General features: G+C 51.3%; 14 protein-coding genes. 11 read left to right on the plus strand and 3 right to left on the minus strand.

Annotation, left to right across the window (positions count from 1 at the left end; genetic code table 11):
• Positions 1 to 31 precede the first annotated feature (31 nt).
• Positions 32 to 502, minus strand: a complete 471-nt coding sequence (gene lysM / locus AC2I9W_RS17220; protein ID WP_158393749.1) for a peptidoglycan-binding protein LysM — start codon at positions 500 to 502, stop codon at positions 32 to 34.
• Positions 503 to 671: 169 nt separating this feature from the next.
• Between lysM and AC2I9W_RS17225 the strand changes: the two genes are divergently transcribed.
• From AC2I9W_RS17225 to rfbC, 5 genes are all read left to right on the plus strand, one after another.
• Entirely contained in the window at positions 672 to 1,445 is a 774-nt protein-coding gene (locus AC2I9W_RS17225; protein ID WP_486411143.1) for a type III pantothenate kinase, read from the plus strand.
• Between the two features lie 47 nt (positions 1,446 to 1,492).
• Positions 1,493 to 2,563, plus strand: a complete 1,071-nt coding sequence (rfbB, locus tag AC2I9W_RS17230; protein WP_486411144.1) for a dTDP-glucose 4,6-dehydratase — start codon at positions 1,493 to 1,495, stop codon at positions 2,561 to 2,563.
• On the plus strand, positions 2,560 to 3,441 hold the full coding sequence (gene rfbD, locus AC2I9W_RS17235) for a dTDP-4-dehydrorhamnose reductase (RefSeq protein ID WP_486411145.1): 882 nt from the start codon (positions 2,560 to 2,562) through the stop codon (positions 3,439 to 3,441). The genes rfbB and rfbD overlap by 4 nt, the downstream gene beginning before the upstream one ends.
• Before the next feature lie 64 nt (positions 3,442 to 3,505).
• Complete coding sequence (rfbA, locus tag AC2I9W_RS17240; protein ID WP_486411146.1) at positions 3,506 to 4,396, plus strand: glucose-1-phosphate thymidylyltransferase RfbA; 891 nt, start codon at positions 3,506 to 3,508, stop codon at positions 4,394 to 4,396.
• Positions 4,393 to 4,944: a dTDP-4-dehydrorhamnose 3,5-epimerase gene (gene rfbC / locus AC2I9W_RS17245; protein WP_486411147.1), complete on the plus strand. Its 552-nt coding sequence runs from the start codon at positions 4,393 to 4,395 to the stop codon at positions 4,942 to 4,944. The genes rfbA and rfbC overlap by 4 nt, the downstream gene beginning before the upstream one ends.
• 104 nt (positions 4,945 to 5,048) lie before the next feature.
• Here rfbC and AC2I9W_RS17250 read toward each other — a convergent pair whose 3' ends face one another.
• Positions 5,049 to 6,143, minus strand: a complete 1,095-nt coding sequence (locus AC2I9W_RS17250; RefSeq protein ID WP_486411155.1) for a TFIIB-type zinc ribbon-containing protein — start codon at positions 6,141 to 6,143, stop codon at positions 5,049 to 5,051.
• Between the two features lie 222 nt (positions 6,144 to 6,365).
• Positions 6,366 to 7,490 carry an SPFH domain-containing protein gene (locus tag AC2I9W_RS17255; RefSeq protein ID WP_486411148.1) on the minus strand — a complete coding sequence of 375 codons (1,125 nt, stop codon included), beginning with the start codon at positions 7,488 to 7,490 and terminating at the stop codon, positions 6,366 to 6,368.
• A 394-nt stretch (positions 7,491 to 7,884) separates the two neighbouring features.
• Here AC2I9W_RS17255 and glyQ point away from each other — a divergent pair, with 394 nt between their 5' ends.
• The 6 genes from glyQ (at position 7,885) to AC2I9W_RS17285 (ending at position 16,157) form a co-directional block, all read left to right on the plus strand.
• Positions 7,885 to 8,823 (plus strand): glycine--tRNA ligase subunit alpha, encoded by a 939-nt coding sequence (gene glyQ / locus AC2I9W_RS17260; protein WP_486411149.1) that lies wholly within the window; start codon positions 7,885 to 7,887, stop codon positions 8,821 to 8,823.
• Between the two features lie 115 nt (positions 8,824 to 8,938).
• Positions 8,939 to 11,050: a glycine--tRNA ligase subunit beta gene (gene glyS, locus AC2I9W_RS17265; protein ID WP_486411150.1), complete on the plus strand. Its 2,112-nt coding sequence runs from the start codon at positions 8,939 to 8,941 to the stop codon at positions 11,048 to 11,050.
• Between the two features lie 149 nt (positions 11,051 to 11,199).
• The gene (locus AC2I9W_RS17270; RefSeq protein WP_486411151.1) at positions 11,200 to 12,714 is read left to right on the plus strand and encodes an oligosaccharide flippase family protein; all 1,515 of its coding nucleotides are present in this window, start codon (positions 11,200 to 11,202) and stop codon (positions 12,712 to 12,714) included.
• A gap of 25 nt (positions 12,715 to 12,739) precedes the next feature.
• Positions 12,740 to 14,062: a Coenzyme F420 hydrogenase/dehydrogenase, beta subunit C-terminal domain gene (locus AC2I9W_RS17275; RefSeq protein ID WP_486411152.1), complete on the plus strand. Its 1,323-nt coding sequence runs from the start codon at positions 12,740 to 12,742 to the stop codon at positions 14,060 to 14,062.
• 3 nt (positions 14,063 to 14,065) lie between these two features.
• Entirely contained in the window at positions 14,066 to 15,199 is a 1,134-nt protein-coding gene (locus AC2I9W_RS17280) for a polysaccharide pyruvyl transferase family protein (RefSeq protein WP_486411153.1), read from the plus strand.
• 4 nt (positions 15,200 to 15,203) lie between these two features.
• A complete protein-coding gene (locus AC2I9W_RS17285) occupies positions 15,204 to 16,157 on the plus strand; it encodes a glycosyltransferase (RefSeq protein ID WP_486411154.1) in 954 nt (317 codons plus the stop codon).
• Positions 16,158 to 16,360: the final 203 nt, after the last annotated feature.

Genomic DNA, 16,360 nt, shown 5'->3' on the forward strand with positions numbered 1-16,360 from the left:
TCATTTGAGCGCTTTTGTGGTGGATGTGTATTTACAGAGCAGGAATACGCAATTTCTGGCCTGGGTAAATCTTGTCGGGATGGCTCAGCATAGGCTTGTTGGCCTCAAAAATCACGTTGTACTTGTTGGCATCACCGTAGTACTTCTTGGATATGGCCGACAGCGTATCGCCACGTACCACATCGTGGTACTGAGCTTCTGGCTCTGGGTTGGTCACTGTCATCTGGTTGTCGACAGACTGGACGTTGGCCACGTTGCCGCAGCACAGGGTCACTTTTTCCTTGATGGCCTGGGTAGGAGCCGTGCCATTGACAGTGACCTTGCCTTGGGAGCCGTCAAACTGCACTTGTAGGTCGGAAACACCCAGATTCTGGGTATTGATGTAAGTGGCAATGGCTTGAGCGGCCGTGACATTCGCGTCTTCTGCTGGCGCTGCTGCGTGTGCGCTGCTGCCGCCAAACAGTTTTTCACCGGCTTCTTTGATGAAACTGAAAAGACCCATGGTTTCGACTCCTCAAAGTGATGGAAGAAAGCAGTTCACTGTAACGGGAAAAAATCATATTTTCTTGCAGAGAGTGGACAGCGTGCTTTCTTTGACAATTTCCGGACCACTTGTAATGAATGTGACTTGTTAGAGGGCGGCGCTGGCAAAAGTGCTGATAATCCGCCGCATGACATTTTTGGCCATAGACATTGGCAACACCCGTTTGAAGTGGGCCATGTACGAAGATCATCGACCAGGGGCGGCCTTGCTGGCTCATGGGGCGGAGTTTCTGGAGCACATTGAGCGGTTGGCAGAAGGTGCCTGGGCCGGACTGCCTGCTCCCGAACACATGCTGGGATGCGTGGTAGCCGGCGAAACCGCAAGGCGCCGGGTACACGAGCAGATAGAGCAGATGCTGGGCTGGGACTTTGAGCCTCAATGGGTAGTCCCTTCAACGGAGGAGGCAGGCGTGACCAATGGTTACGATCATCCCTCTCGTCTGGGAGCTGATCGCTGGGTGGCCATGATTGGCTCCCGCCACCACATGCTGCAGCTGGGTGAGGCAAGGCCTTTGATTACCGTGATGGTGGGAACGGCCGTGACCGTGGACGCCATGGATGCGCAAGGCCACTTCTTGGGCGGCTTGATCATTCCAGGTCACGGCATCATGCTCAAGGCCTTGGAGGGCGGGACGGCGGGCTTGCATGTGCCAACCGGAGAAGTCAGAAACTTCCCTAAAAATACCAGTGATGCACTGACCAGTGGCGGTACCTACGCCATTGCAGGGGCGGTGGAGCGCCTGTATCAGCATCTGGCCGAGCATTGCAAGGCCGAGCCCATGTGCATCATGGCGGGCGGCGCGGGCTGGAAGATGTCGCCCAGCATGACTAGGCCTTTTGAGTTGATCAACAACCTGATCTTTGATGGATTGCTGGTGATGGCCGAAAAGCGCTGGGGTTGAGTGCGCTTCTCTTGAGATAATCCAATTTTTGATCTCAGGCGTTTCCCATGATTTTGGTCACTGGCGGTGCAGGCTTTATCGGAGCCAATTTTGTTCTGGATTGGCTGGCGCATGTGAATGAGCCCGTGGTCAATATCGACAAGCTGACCTATGCCGGCAATCTAGAGAATCTGGCCAGCTTGCAGGGTGACGCCCGCCATGTGTTTGTGCAGGCCGATATCGGCGACAGTGCACAACTGGCGCAATTGCTGGCGCAGCACCAGCCCCGCGCCGTGGTGAACTTTGCGGCCGAGTCGCATGTGGATCGCTCCATTCATGGCCCAGAGGATTTCATTCAGACCAATGTGGTGGGCACTTTCCGCCTGCTGGAGGCAGTGCGCGCCTATTGGAATAGTCTGGAAGGCGAGGCCAAGTCCGACTTCCGCTTTTTGCATGTCTCCACCGACGAGGTCTATGGCACGCTGGCACCGACCGATCCCGCCTTTACTGAAGATAACAACTATGAGCCCAACAGCCCGTACTCGGCCAGCAAGGCGGCTTCGGACCATTTGGTGCGAGCCTGGCATCACACTTACGGTCTGCCCGTGCTGACGACCAACTGCAGCAATAACTACGGCCCACTGCATTTCCCCGAAAAACTCATTCCTCTGGTCATCGTCAATGCGCTGGCTGGCAAGCCGCTGCCCATTTATGGCGACGGCATGCAGGTACGTGACTGGCTCTATGTGCGCGACCATTGCAGCGCCATCCGCCGTGTGCTCGAAGCCGGCCAGCTGGGCGAGACCTATAACGTGGGTGGCTGGAACGAAATGGCCAATATCGACATCGTCAAGAGGGTGTGCAGCTTGCTCGACGAGTTGCGTCCGCGTGCCGATGGCAAGGCTTATGCAGATCAGATCACCTATGTGACCGACCGTCCTGGCCATGATCGCCGCTATGCCATTGATGCACGCAAGCTGGAACGCGAGCTGGGCTGGAAGCCTGCCGAGACCTTCGAGACTGGCATTCGCAAGACCGTGCAGTGGTATCTGGCCAACCCCGAGTGGGTGGCCCATGTGCAGTCGGGCGCTTACCGCGACTGGGTGCAAAAGCAGTACACCGGCGAGGCTTCGGCATGAAGCTGCTGCTGCTGGGCAAGAACGGTCAGGTCGGCTGGGAGCTGCAGCGCAGCCTCGCGCCTTTAGGTGAGGTGGTTGCGCTAGATCGGCAGACTGGTGGCGATATCAGCAATCTGTCGGAGCTTGCTCAGACCATTCGCAGCGTACGCCCCGATGTGATCGTCAATGCCGCCGCGCACACGGCGGTGGACAAGGCCGAGAGCGAGCTGGATCTGGCCTTGCGCCTGAACGCCGAGGCGCCTGAAGTCATGGCGCAGGAGGCCAAAAGCCTGGGCGCTTTGCTGGTGCATTACAGCACAGACTATGTTTTCGACGGCTCTGGCAGTGCGGCACGCACAGAGGGTGATGCGACAGGGCCACTATCGGTCTATGGACGCACCAAGCTCGAAGGCGAGAAGCGCATTGCGGCCACGCATTGCCGCCATCTTATTTTTCGCACCAGCTGGGTCTATGCAGCGCGTGGTGGCAACTTCGCCAAGACCATGTTGCGCCTGGCGCAGGAGCGCGAGGCGCTCAGCGTGATCAACGATCAATGGGGGGCGCCCACCGGTGCCGATCTGATTGCCGATGTCACGGCTCATGCCTTGCGCCATGTGAAGACTCATGAAGGTGATGACGGTCTCTACCATCTGGTTGCAGCAGGAGAAACCACCTGGCATGCCTATGCCAGCCATGTGATTGAGCAGGCAAAAAGCCTGCGTCCGGAGCTGGGCTGGAAGGTGCAAAACATTGCTTCCGTGCCGACCACGGCCTTTCCGACACCGGCCACGCGCCCCTTGAACTCCCGCCTGGACACGCAAAAGCTGCAGGCTGCCCTGCAGCTGCATCTGCCCGCATGGCAGCAGGGCGTGGACCGCATGCTGCAGGAAATTTTATAAATATCAAGGAAATTGGCTACAAGCTCTTACCAGATAAGCGCTTGCAGCTATCAATTTAAAGATCATGACGACACAGCGCAAAGGCATTATTCTGGCTGGCGGCTCCGGCACCCGTCTGCATCCTGCCACCCTGGCCATCAGTAAACAGCTGCTGCCCATCTACGACAAGCCCATGATTTACTACCCGCTGAGCACGCTGATGCTGGCGGGCATCCGGGACATTCTGATCATCAGCACGCCGCAGGATACGCCGCGCTTCGAGCAACTGCTGGGTGATGGCAGCCAGTGGGGCCTGAACCTGCACTACGAAGTGCAGCCAAGTCCTGATGGACTGGCCCAGGCCTTTCTGATTGGTGAGAAGTTTCTTAACGGCGCTCCCAGTGCTTTGGTGCTGGGCGACAACATCTATCACGGGCATGAACTGCACAAGCTGTTGCAGCGGGCCGATGAACGCACTGAAGGCTCGACCGTGTTTGCCTATCGGGTGCAAGATCCCGAGCGCTATGGCGTGGCTGAGTTTGATGCTGCAGGCAAGGTGTTGTCGCTGGAGGAAAAGCCCAAGCAGCCCAAGAGCAACTATGCCGTGACCGGCCTGTACTTCTATGACGAAAACGTGGTGGAGCTGGCCAAACAGGTCAAGCCATCGTCGCGTGGCGAGCTGGAGATCACGGATCTCAACGGAATGTATCTGCAACAAGGCAAGCTCAATGTCGAGCTGATGGGCCGCGGCTATGCTTGGCTGGATACGGGAACGCATGACAGTCTGCTTGAAGCGGGTCAGTTCATTGCCACGCTGCAGCAGCGCCAGGGGCTGAAAGTGTCCTGCCCGGAAGAAATCGCCTATCGCCAGAAATGGATTGATGCCGCTCAGCTGGAGAAGTTGGGCCAGGCGCTGGTCAAGAATGGCTACGGACAATATCTGCTGCAAGTGCTCAAGGAAAAGGTGCGCGTATGAAGTTCACGCCTTTGGCCATTCCCGATGTCTTTCTGATCGAGCCCAAGGTGTTTGGAGATGCGCGCGGCTTTTTTCTGGAAAGCTTTCGCCAGGATCTCTTCAATCAGGCCACGGGTACGAACCACGAGTTTATTCAGGACAACCACAGCCGCAGCAGCAAAGGCGTTCTGAGAGGCCTGCACTACCAGTTGCCACCCCATGCGCAAGGCAAACTGGTGCGCGTGGTCAGCGGTGCTGTGTTTGACGTCGCAGTAGATATTCGCCGCAGTTCGGCTACCTTTGGTCAATGGGTCGGTGCTGAGCTAACGGCGGAGAACCATCACCAACTGTGGATTCCGCCCGGTTTCGCCCATGGTTTTGTGGTGCTCAGTGACACGGCGGACTTTGTCTACAAGACAACGGCTTACTACGCACCCGAGTCTGACCGGGGCGTGCGCTGGGACGATACAGACATTGGTATTCAGTGGCCCACGCTTGATGTGCCTTTCTCGCTGTCTGACAAAGATCAGAAGCAGCCTTTGTTGCAGCAAGTCGACCTGTTTGATTAAAGCAGTATGCTCTTATTTTAGGAGCTGTATGCGAAGGTGCTTTCTGATTTTCAGGCTGAAAATGTCTTGAAAAGCAGAAGTAAACTGCGCTAGCAGCTATCAAATTATTGCTGCACAAACAGCGGTGCAATCAGCATCAGCAGCAAGATTACCGCCAGCACGGCAAACGTAATCTTTACCCAGCTGTATGGGCGCTCACCGGCAATCTGCCCTGTGTAGCCATTGGCCACGATCTGGTAGGTCTTGCTGCCATAGGTGTAGCCCACCAACCAGACGGGCACCAGCGTGTGCTTGAAGGTGCGGCCCGAGTACTGGCGCTGCACCTGTAGATTACGCTGTGTATCACCCGGAACTTCGCGGGCACACATATTGCGCAACTGGCCATCCATGTCCTGCTCGTTGAGCTTGGCAGCTTTCGATAAATCGACCTGGTAGCGCTCCACCGTCCAGCCGCGCACAAATTCGGGGCTGTAGGGCTTGAGGTCGGTAGTGGTGGGAAAGGGCTCGACCTGGCGCAGCAGTTTGGGATGCACGCCGACGGTGCCGGGCACCAGTTCATCGTCAAAGAAATGCTGCAGGCTGCCCGATGCAGGCTCCCAGCGCACATGCTGCACCTGCCGGGTCTGCATATTGCCGTTGGCGTCGCGGTAGGACTCGGTGGTGTAGTAGTAGTAACCGGCCTCGGCCCACCACTGGGCGGCGGCATGGGCGTCAAATGTCCAGTAAGGCAGATAGACGCCGTGCAGCGTATCCGTCAGCGCCGCGCTCTTGAGCTTGCTGGGCGCAAACCAGCGGCTGCCATACCAGGCGCGAATCTTGTCGCGGATCTGGCCGTCGCTGATCTTGAACGGCAAAATGCTTTGCGGCGTGATGGCGTCGTTGCGCTCCTCATGCGCGACGATGGCGGGCGAGCCGCAAAAGTCGCAGCGCTGGGCCACGTTCTTGCTTAGAAACACCGAGATAGCGCGGCAGTTCTGGCATTGCACCTCGTAGCGCTGGTCCGTGCCCCAACCGCGGCCAGAAGCCGGGTTCTTCAGGGCCTGTGCCAGGTCCTGCTCGACCACCTGCTGGCCCAACTCAGGCTGCGTCTCCTCGCTCCACGGCACCACCGTGCCGCAATACGGGCACTTGAGCGACTGCGCCTTGGCATTCCACTCCAGATTGCCGCCGCATTCAGGGCAGACGTGCCTGCCTACCATGGAGGGCGGTGCGGCTTCAGGTGCAGGAGAGTAGGTCGAAGAGGGGGCTGCTTTATCTGTCACGGCATGCATTTCTCAAAGGCACTGCATTGAGCCTTTGGTACTGGCGCAATCCATCAGAGAGACGCCGAGCAAGGGCCGCCCCGCAGCGAGGGCGTCGTCCCCTCCGGCGCAAAGCGCCAGAGAGGGGAAGCCGCGTAGCGGCTCAGGGGTGCTTGCGCGTTATCCGCGCAAGAATTCATCGAGCGAAGCCTGCGCAATCCGCCACTGGCTGCCAATCTGGCGTGCCTTAAGGTTGCCTGCCTGGATTTCTGCCAGCACATCGGCTTCTGCCACGCCCAGCACTTGGGCGGCCTGGGCTGGCGTAAAGACTTGCATAGCAGCTGCCGCAGGCGCAGCGGGAACGGCACCGGTTTGAGCCGCTTGCGCCGCTGCAGGCGAGAAGGGGTCAGCGGGGGCTGCTCCTGCTGCAGGAGCGCCACCGGCTGCGCCGCTTTGCATGCTCTTCATCATTTCCTGCGCCATGCCAAAGCCCATGGCCATGGTGGCGGGCATGGTGGCCGCAGCCGCGCCTTCGCCGCCATTGGCCATGGCCGCGCCCATCTGGTACTTCACATAGTCGTTGAGGTTGCCAATAGCGCCCATGCTGGAGCGCTTGTCGATGGCTTGCTCCACCTCGGGCGGCACGGACACGTTTTCCAGCAGGAAGCTGGTGATTTCCAGGCCGTATTTTTCGCTGACTGCGGGGTTGATGAGTTGCAGCAGCGCATCGCCCAGCTCGCTATAGCGCTGGGCTACATCCAGCGCAGGCACCTGCGCCTTGGCCAGCGCTTCAGAGAAGATGCTGACGATGCGCGAGCGCATGGTGTCGGCAAACTCGTCGATGCGGAAATTTTGGTCCGTGCCCGCCACCTCCTTGAGGAATAGCGCGGCGTTGGTGATGCGGAAGTCGTAGGTACCAAAGGCGCGCAGACGAATCACGCCAAAGTCCTTGTCGCGCATCATGATGGGGTTGGACGTGCCCCATTTGTTGCCCGTGAACAAGCGCGTGTTGATGTAGTAAACATCGCACTTGAAAGGGGAGTTGAAACCGTACTTCCAGCCGCGCAGCGTGGACAGAATCGGAATGTTCTGCGTGGTCAGCTGATAGCGGCCGGGATTGAACAGGTCCGCAAACTGGCCTTCGGAGACAAACTGCACCTGCTGCGATTCGCGCACGATCAGCTGGGCGCCGTTCTTGATTTCCTTGTCCTCATCGGGCCAGCGGTACGACAGCGTGTCGCGCGAATCATCGGTCCATTCGATGATTTCGATCAGTTGCTTGGTAATGATTTTCATGAAATCCATGGCGGGCTCCGAAAGGGGGGTGGCGGGAAATGAATGATTCTAGGAGTCAAACGGCAATGGCCGGTTCCTTGAGTCGGGTGCTAGATGCGGAAATTGTTAAAAAGTGAGCGCCAAGGGCTTGCTGCATCTATAAGTTGGCGACAAACACAGCTAAAGGGCTCGTCAACAGAGCGGAGTGCGCTAGCATTTTTTAATTTTCACATTTTGAAATCACCCGCGTGGCCTGATTCGTGAAAATGCCCGCTGTGGGGCTGCGTCGACAGAGTGCGCCCGTGATCAGTGGCACAGACTTAGAATCTACCGCTTAATGCGGTCGATACCGCCCAGAACACCTCTTATTGAAGATGCCGCCTGCAATCGACTGTGATTGCGGCGTGCCAACGTACCTTTAGTCATGCTGACCTTCCAACAAATCATTCTGAAATTGCAGTCCTACTGGGCCGAACATGGCTGTGCATTGCTACAGCCTTATGACATGGAAGTCGGCGCCGGTACTTCGCACACTGCCACCTTCCTGCGCGCCATCGGCCCAGAGCCCTGGAAGGCCGCCTATGTGCAGCCCAGCCGTCGCCCCAAGGACGGCCGCTATGGCGAGAACCCCAACCGCCTGCAGCACTACTACCAGTTCCAGGTGGTTCTGAAGCCCGCACCGGACAACATCTTGGAGCTGTACTTGGGCTCGCTCGAAGCCCTGGGCTTTGACCTCAAGAAGAACGACATTCGTTTTGTCGAAGACGACTGGGAAAACCCAACCTTGGGCGCCTGGGGTCTGGGCTGGGAAGTCTGGCTCAACGGCATGGAAGTGACCCAGTTCACCTACTTCCAGCAAGTGGCCGGCATTGACTGCAAGCCTGCCACCGGCGAAATCACCTACGGCCTGGAGCGTCTGGCCATGTATCTGCAGGGCAAGGAATCGGTGTACGACCTGGTCTACACCGACGGTCTGAGCTACGGCGATGTGTTCCATCAGAACGAGGTGGAGCAGTCCACTTACAACTTCGAGCACTCGAATGCCGAGTTCCTGTTCGAAGCGTTCAACGCCCACGAAGGCACGGCCAACCAACTGATCGACGCCCAGCTGGCGCTGCCCGCGTATGAACAGGTGCTCAAGGCCGCCCACACTTTCAATCTGTTGGACGCACGCGGCGCCATCTCGGTGACCGAGCGCGCCGCCTATATCGGCCGCATTCGCAACCTGGCCCGCGCTGTGGGCAAGAGCTATCTGGACAGCCGTGCACGCTTAGGCTTCCCCATGGCGCCCAAGGCCCATGCCGACGAGGTGCTGGCCGAGCTGGCCAAGGCCGCAGAGCAAGCTGCCAAGAAGGCCGCCTAACTTCAGGCTCGCCAGCCACGTAAACACGGCTTCACGCTCTTCAGAGTCCCATATATATAAGTAATTTCAGCCGCCAGCCCTTATGCATCAAGCGCTGGCAGCTATCAAAATCATCATGAACGCATCGAATCTACTGGTTGAACTGTTTGTCGAAGAGCTGCCACCCAAGGCGCTGCAAAAGCTGGGTGACGCTTTTGCGTCCGTCATCTTCGAGCAGCTCAAGGCCCAGGGCCTGCTGGCCTCGACCGAATCGCGCTTGACGGCTTATGCATCGCCCCGCCGTCTGGCTGTGCACGTGACCGAAGTGCTGCCGCAGGCCGAAGACAAGGCTGTCTCGCAAAAGCTGATGCCTGTTTCCGTCGCTTTGGATGCCGAAGGCAAGCCCACCGCAGCGCTGCTCAAAAAGCTGGCGGCGTTAGGTGCTGACGAATCTGCGGTGGCGGGCCTCAAGCGCCAGGGCGAAGGCAAGGCCGAAGCTCTGTTCTACGAGTCCACCGCCAAGGGCGTGCTGCTGACTGACGGTGTGCAAAAAGCGCTGGACGAAGCGCTGGCCAAGCTGCCTATCCCCAAGGTCATGCGCTACCAGTTGCAGGACGGCTGGACCAGCGTTCACTTTGTGCGTCCCGCCCACGGTCTGGTCGTGATGCATGGCACCCAGGTGCTGATCGGTGTGAAGGCGCTGGGCCTGACCGCTGGCGCAGCCACTCATGGTCACCGCTTTGAAGCTGCTGTTGAGCCTGTCGTGCTGCAAAGCGCTGACAGCTACGCCAAGCAATTGCGTGAAGAGGGCGCTGTGATCGCCAGCTTTACTGAGCGCCGTGCCGATATTGCTGCGCAGTTGAAGGCGGCTGCTGAACGCATTGGCGGTGGCGTACGAGCGATCGAAGATGAAGCGCTGCTGGATGAGGTGACCGCTTTGGTCGAGCGTCCCAATGTGCTGGTCTGTGAATTTGAAAAGGAATTTCTGGACGTGCCCCAGGAATGCCTGATCCTGACCATGAAGGCCAACCAGAAGTACTTTCCGCTGCTGGACGCCAATGGCAAGCTGACCAACCAGTTCCTGGTGGTGAGCAATATCAGCCCGCAAGACGCCAGCGCCGTGACTGGCGGCAACGAGCGCGTGGTGCGCCCCCGTCTGGCGGACGCCAAGTTCTTCTTTGACCAGGACCGCAAGAAGACCTTAGAAAGCCGCGTCGAAGGCTTGGGCAAGGTCGTTTATCACAACAAGCTGGGCACCCAGGGCGAGCGCGTAGAGCGCGTGCGTGCGATTGCGAAGGCAATTGCCCAGCAACTGGGTGATGCGCAGTTGATGCAACAAGCTGACCAAGCCGCCATGCTTGCCAAGACAGACTTGGTGACTGACATGGTGGGCGAGTTCCCTGAGCTGCAAGGCACCATGGGCCGCTACTACGCGCTCAACGATGGCTTGGATGTGGCAGTGGCCGACGCGATTGAAGACCACTACAAGCCCCGCTTTGCGGGTGACGAACTGCCCCGAGGCGATGTTGGCGTGGTCGTGGCCCTGGCCGACAAGCTGGAAACCCTGGTGGGCATGTTCGGCATCGGCAACCTGCCCACCGGCGACCGCGACCCCTTCGCCCTGCGCCGCCACGCGCTGGGCGTGATCCGTATGCTGGTCGAAAAAGACCTGCCATTGGATCTGCACGCCTTGCTGCAAAGCGTGGCCCCTGCATTTGGCGACAAAATCCAGAATCCCACGGGGCCATTGGAAGATTTCTTCTTCGATCGCCTGTCCGTCAGTCTGCGTGAGCAAGGCTTTAGCGCCCAGGAAGTGGAAGCCGTACTGGCCCTGCGCCCTCAGCGCCTGGCGGATGTGCAAAAGCGCCTGGAAGCCGTTCGCGCCTTTGCCGCATTGCCAGAAGCACCGGCATTGGCTGCGGCCAACAAGCGCGTGGGCAATATCTTGAAAAAGGCGGAAGCCGAAGTGCAGGCGGAGGTGAATGAGGCTTTGCTGGTGGAACAGGCTGAAAAAGACATGTACGCCGCCTTGCAAGCCGTGGCTCCCAAGGCCGAGCAGCAGTTTGAATCAGGGGATTACACCGCCAGCTTGCAAACTCTTGCTGCTTTGCGTGCGCCTGTGGATGCTTTCTTTGAGCATGTGATGGTCAATGCCGAAGATCCGGCGCTCAAGGCCAATCGACTGGGCTTGCTGGCTTCGCTCCATGGGGCCATGAATCGGGTGGCGGATTTGGCGAAGTTGGCTTAAAACTTTTTCGTAAAGGGATAGGGTCAGGTTGTTAATGACGATATGGCCCTGTCGCTAATGATTAAATAATCATTCATTTCTATCTTTAAAAATATCAAGTCATTGTTTTATTTTGGATCGAAAGTATTTTGTGATAAAAATCAAATAATATGGAAAAAGCCAGCCATAAACGTATTTTGAAAAATACGTTCATGCTTTATATTCGCATGCTTTTAGCCATGGTGGTTGGGCTTTATACCTCTAGGGTTGCCTTAGAGGTATTAGGTGTTCAAGATTTTGGTACTTATCATGTCGTCGCAGGCTTTGTAGCATTGCTTGGCTTTATGCAAGGTGCAATGACTACGGCAACGCAACGTTATTTTGCCTATGACATTGGCAAAAAATCAGGCGCCAACTTGCATCGGTTGTTTAACACCAGTGTGCAAGTTCATTTATTAATTGGTTCTTGTATTTTTCTTGTTGCAGAAACTGTTGGATACTGGTTTGTTAGTACCAAGTTGAATATTCCATCTGAAAGTCTAGGTGCTGCTTTAATAGCATATCATCTGTCTGTCGTCACTTTTTTTATTAGTGTTATGACAGTGCCATTAACAGCCATGCTGATGGCCCATGAGCGAATGAAGCAATTTGCACTTGTGGGCATATTAGATGTGGTTTTGAAGTTGCTTGCAATTTTGCTTCTGCCATATTTGACAGTTGAAAAATTGGCAGGCTATGCTGGCTTGTTGTTTTTTGTTGCTTTAATAATATTTTCAGGGTACTGTTATTTGCATCTTATGTACTTTCCTTCGATAAGGCTGAGCTGGCGATGGGATAAATCAGGATTCAAAAGTATGCTGGGTTTTACTGGCTGGAATACTTGGGGGAATCTTGCGGCTGCCATGTCGGAACATGGCAACAATATTCTTGTTAATATTTTCTTTGGACCTGCTGTGAACGCGGGGCGTACTATAGCTAGTCAAGCCAACTCTGCTGTAAACAGCTTTGTATCTAATATTCAGGCTGCTGCTAATCCGCAAATTGTCAAGCTCTACGCTAGCGAGCAGCGCGAAGAGATGCATAGAATTATTGTGTGTTTTGCAAGATATAATTTTCTTATATGCTTTGTTATTGGTTTTTTGTTTATTGCTGAAGCTGAAAAAATATTATCTTTCTGGTTGGGTGATACACCGCCTTATGCAGTTATTTTCTTGAAACTTGCAATTGCTTCTTCTCTTATAAATTCCCTCTCAGGGCCTCTAATGACGGCTGCTCAAGCAACAGGTCATATAAGGCTTTATCATACTGTTGTTGGTGGTATTTTGCTTTTAAATGTTCCTGTTAGTGGAGTTTTCCTTTATTTGGGAACTCCTCCGGAAACAGTGGCAATTGTGTTTGTATTTTTTTCTATTGTAGCATTGGTAGCCAGAATTATTATAATATCTCCTTTGATTGAGTTGCGAATAGGATTTTTTATATCTAATGCAGTCTATAAAGCATTTCTGGTTTCTTTTATTGCCTATACCATGGTTTTCTCTTTGAATTATCTTGCTGGGGGATTTAATTCATTCTTTGTCAGTATTTTTGTTAATTTTATTTTGGTTTTTTTAACAGTTTTGTTTTTTGGTCTTGAAAAATATGAAAGACAGAAAATTATAAAACTTCTTAAAGCAAGGATTAAGTGATATGGAATTACTAAGGTCCACGGTTTTGTCGAAAATTGTCGATCAGGATTTGTGTATTGGTTGCGGTGTGTGCGTTCAAGCTTGTCCAAACAATGCTTTGGACGTGCAATGGAATGAATATGGATTTTTAGTTGCTGTGGATAATGGCGGCTATTGTGATCAAGGTGGCGCATGCATTAAAGTTTGTCCTTTTAATCCAGATCCTGATAAAAATGAAAATCAATTAAGTGAGGTATTTTTAAAAGATTCTCCGGAGTTGCATGAAAAGATAGGTCGTTATCATAATTTGTATGCAGGGTACTCCAATAAACATCGTACAACATCCTCGTCAGGTGGAATAGCGACATTTTTTTATGAAAAGCTTTTTGATAAAGGCGTCATAAAACATGTGGTGACCGTTGGGGAGTCACAGGACGGTAATGCACATTACCAATACAATATAGTTAGCAAAAAAGAAGATCTTACTAAGATATCTAAAACAAATTATCATCCAGTTACACTGGCAAATGTCCTCCAAGAAATTAAAAAAATGGATGGTGCTGTAGCAATTAGCGGGGTGGGGTGTTTTATTAAGGCAATCAGGCTGGCGCAAAGTCAAGACCCAGTGCTTAAAGAAAAAATAAAATTTTTGGTTGGTATTATTTGTGGTGGTGTTAAGAGTAAATTTTTTACAGACTACTTGGCAACAAAATCTGGGGCGGAATTGAATGTTTTTTCCAGCCCTAAATACAGAGTAAAAAATGAGAAAAGCACTGCCATAGATTACAGTTTTAGCTGTTTTGATAAAGCGGAAAAAGTTACTAAAGTCATAAGAATGCGTGAAGTCGGGGACATGTGGGGCACTGGATTTTTTAAGGCTAATGCATGTGACTTTTGCGATGATGTCACCACTGAGCTGGCAGACCTTTCACTGGGTGATGCATGGCTGAGGCCTTATGATCAAGATGGCAGAGGGCACAACGTTATTGACAGCAGAAGCTATTTAGCAGAGCAAATTTTGTTGGAGGGGGAAAAAGAAGGTACTTTAAAAATTGAAAAATTGCCTTTAGAAAAATTTCTTGCCTCACAGCAAGGTAGTTTTAACCATAGGCATGATGGCTTGGGTTACAGACTTGAAATTCAAAAGCGTGAAAATAAAGCAGTACTTCCTAAACGATTTAACAATACCAAGTTGCCTCTGTATTTAAAAATTGTTCAGAATGAACGGCGAAAGACTCGTGCAAAAAGCTTGCTGATATGGAAAAAATATAGCGATCCATTTGTTTTTGATAAAAAGATGAAAAATCAACTCTTCAAGCTAAAGCTGATTACAAAATTTTCACATCTTGTCAGAAAAATTAAGAAATAAATTATGAAAATAGCCATCATGACCCAGCCCTTGGGTAGAAACTACGGCGGCATCATGCAGGCGTGGGCACTACAGCAGGTGCTGAAAAAACAAGGGCATGAGGTGGTAACAATTGATCGTCAACCGGATGATCGTGGCTGCCTGTACCATCTTTTGCGTCTGGGTTATCGCACGGTACAGAAAGCCTTGGGCAGGCGCAAAGCACCTATCAATCTAGAAAAGCATTTTCCTGAAATTTTCCAGCATACCAATGCATTTGTTCAGCAGCATTTGAGTATGTCAGAACCTCTGGACAGTACAGAAAAGCTCAAAGCCCACTTTGAACGTGAGCAATATGACGCCGTGATTGTAGGCAGCGACCAGACTTGGCGCCCCATGTATTCACCGAATATTGGTAATTTCTTTTTGGATTTTTTGCAAGATAAAGATATCAAACGAATCGCTTATGCTTCATCGTTTGGTGTCGATGAGTGGGAATTTACCGAAGAACAAACCAGATATTGTGCACCACTAGCGCAGAAGTTTGATGCAATCAGTGTACGTGAAGACTCTGGTGTTGCGTTGTGCAAAAAACACCTTGGGGTTGATGCAACGCATGTTCTGGACCCTACGCTTTTGCTGGAGCGCTCTGCATATGAAGCATTATTTGCTGGGAAAGAATTTTCGAAAAAAAGAGGTGTTTATACTTATATTTTAGATAAAACTGAGTGGAAATTGCAGGTCGTTGAGACAGTTAAAACGGAGCTAAAACTTCCTGAGTTTAACCATCAACCAAAGGAGCCTTACTCTGATCTAATTTGTAGTGATTGGATGCAATACCAGGTGCCGACAGTTGAAGGTTGGATTAAAGGATTTTATGATGCAGATTTTGTGATCACAGATTCTTTTCATGGAACTGTTTTTTCAATTATTTTTGGTAAACCTTTTATCAGCTTGGTCAATAAAGGCCGTGGTGCTTCTAGATTTTCCTCATTATTGAACGTGTTTAACTTGAGCGATAGATTTATTGAAGATAACGAAAGAGATTATATTATTGATTTGCTAGGAAAAAAAAATGATATGGAATTAGTAGATAAGATAATTTTATTTAATAAATCTAATTCTAGAGATTTTTTAAAATTGGCAATGGGATCGTAGTGATATGAAGATTTCAGTAATACTTCCATGTTTTAATGTAGAGCAATACTTGGAACGCTGTTTTTTTTCTTGCATTTCTCAGACATATCAAGATTTTGAATTGATTTTTGTGAACGATGCCTCTACGGATAGAACATTAAATAAGCTGAGGGATCTCGAATTTCGAGATGAAAGAGTAAAAGTTATTGACCTAAAATTTAACGTTGGCACTTTTCATGCTAGGAAAGCAGGGTATGAATCCTCAATAGGGAGTTATATTTTTTTTCTTGACCCTGATGATGAAATAACTCCTGTTTTTTTGGAGTTGATGTTAAATGAGTCGGTTCGGAAAAATGCTGACATGATATTTTGTAAGATCGATGTCAGACCAAAAAAGATATATAGAACAGAAATGCGGGTTCCGAAAGAATCTAAAGGAGATGAAATTTTCGAAAATTGTGTCTTAAATTTAAATTTAAATTTAATACCTAAAGGTAATCCTGGGAAATTTTATAAAAAATCACTGGTGCAGAATGTATATAATATATTAATATTTATAGAAAAAAGATTTATATATGCAGAGGATGTAATTTTCTTTTTTGCAGCATTGCTGAGTGCTAATAAGATTTCATCTATAAATGAAAAGAATTATATTTACTATTTAAATAATTCTTCAATTACTCAAAGTAGGAATATTAATAAAATTAAATATAATATTGATCAGCTTGAAATGGCAATAAAATCATTAAGGGTCATATCTGAAGACAAAAGTGATATAGTAAAAAGAACATCAGATATTTTAGTTAATTCTTTGAATTATGATAAAAAGGCACTAGAGAGAATTATATTTTCTTGTAGTAAAAACAATTCTGGATACTTTTTTAAGACTATTGAGATGCTGAGTATAAAAATATACTGGAAAAACTTGGTAAAGCTTTTTATTTTCTTGATTTCTTTTTCAAAAATTAAATTGGTGTAGATTGGCGTTGTTGCACAAATTCATTTTGGTGCGAGGCACTCCAAACCCCTGCCGTGGCTATACCACGTTGCCGTCTGAGGACGGATCAGTTCAGTGAAGCGATTCAATATGGCTGCTCGGATATGTATTGACCCAGCGGTTTTTGCACAGGTCAGGCCGCTAATGCAAATGCTTGAGCGGGCGTTTTCATCTTCAGCGCCTGA

The organism is Comamonas sp. FUJ_7 (assembly GCF_057369555.1).

Coding starts and splice junctions, on each gene's coding strand:
- lysM (WP_158393749.1), bottom strand. CDS start 502: ATGGGTCTTTTCAGTTTCATCAAAGAAGCCGGTGAAAAACTGTTTGGC.
- AC2I9W_RS17225 (WP_486411143.1), top strand. CDS start 672: ATGACATTTTTGGCCATAGACATTGGCAACACCCGTTTGAAGTGGGCC.
- rfbB (WP_486411144.1), top strand. CDS start 1,493: ATGATTTTGGTCACTGGCGGTGCAGGCTTTATCGGAGCCAATTTTGTT.
- rfbD (WP_486411145.1), top strand. CDS start 2,560: ATGAAGCTGCTGCTGCTGGGCAAGAACGGTCAGGTCGGCTGGGAGCTG.
- rfbA (WP_486411146.1), top strand. CDS start 3,506: ATGACGACACAGCGCAAAGGCATTATTCTGGCTGGCGGCTCCGGCACC.
- rfbC (WP_486411147.1), top strand. CDS start 4,393: ATGAAGTTCACGCCTTTGGCCATTCCCGATGTCTTTCTGATCGAGCCC.
- AC2I9W_RS17250 (WP_486411155.1), bottom strand. CDS start 6,143: ATGGTAGGCAGGCACGTCTGCCCTGAATGCGGCGGCAATCTGGAGTGG.
- AC2I9W_RS17255 (WP_486411148.1), bottom strand. CDS start 7,490: ATGGATTTCATGAAAATCATTACCAAGCAACTGATCGAAATCATCGAA.
- glyQ (WP_486411149.1), top strand. CDS start 7,885: ATGCTGACCTTCCAACAAATCATTCTGAAATTGCAGTCCTACTGGGCC.
- glyS (WP_486411150.1), top strand. CDS start 8,939: ATGAACGCATCGAATCTACTGGTTGAACTGTTTGTCGAAGAGCTGCCA.
- AC2I9W_RS17270 (WP_486411151.1), top strand. CDS start 11,200: ATGGAAAAAGCCAGCCATAAACGTATTTTGAAAAATACGTTCATGCTT.
- AC2I9W_RS17280 (WP_486411153.1), top strand. CDS start 14,066: ATGAAAATAGCCATCATGACCCAGCCCTTGGGTAGAAACTACGGCGGC.
- AC2I9W_RS17285 (WP_486411154.1), top strand. CDS start 15,204: ATGAAGATTTCAGTAATACTTCCATGTTTTAATGTAGAGCAATACTTG.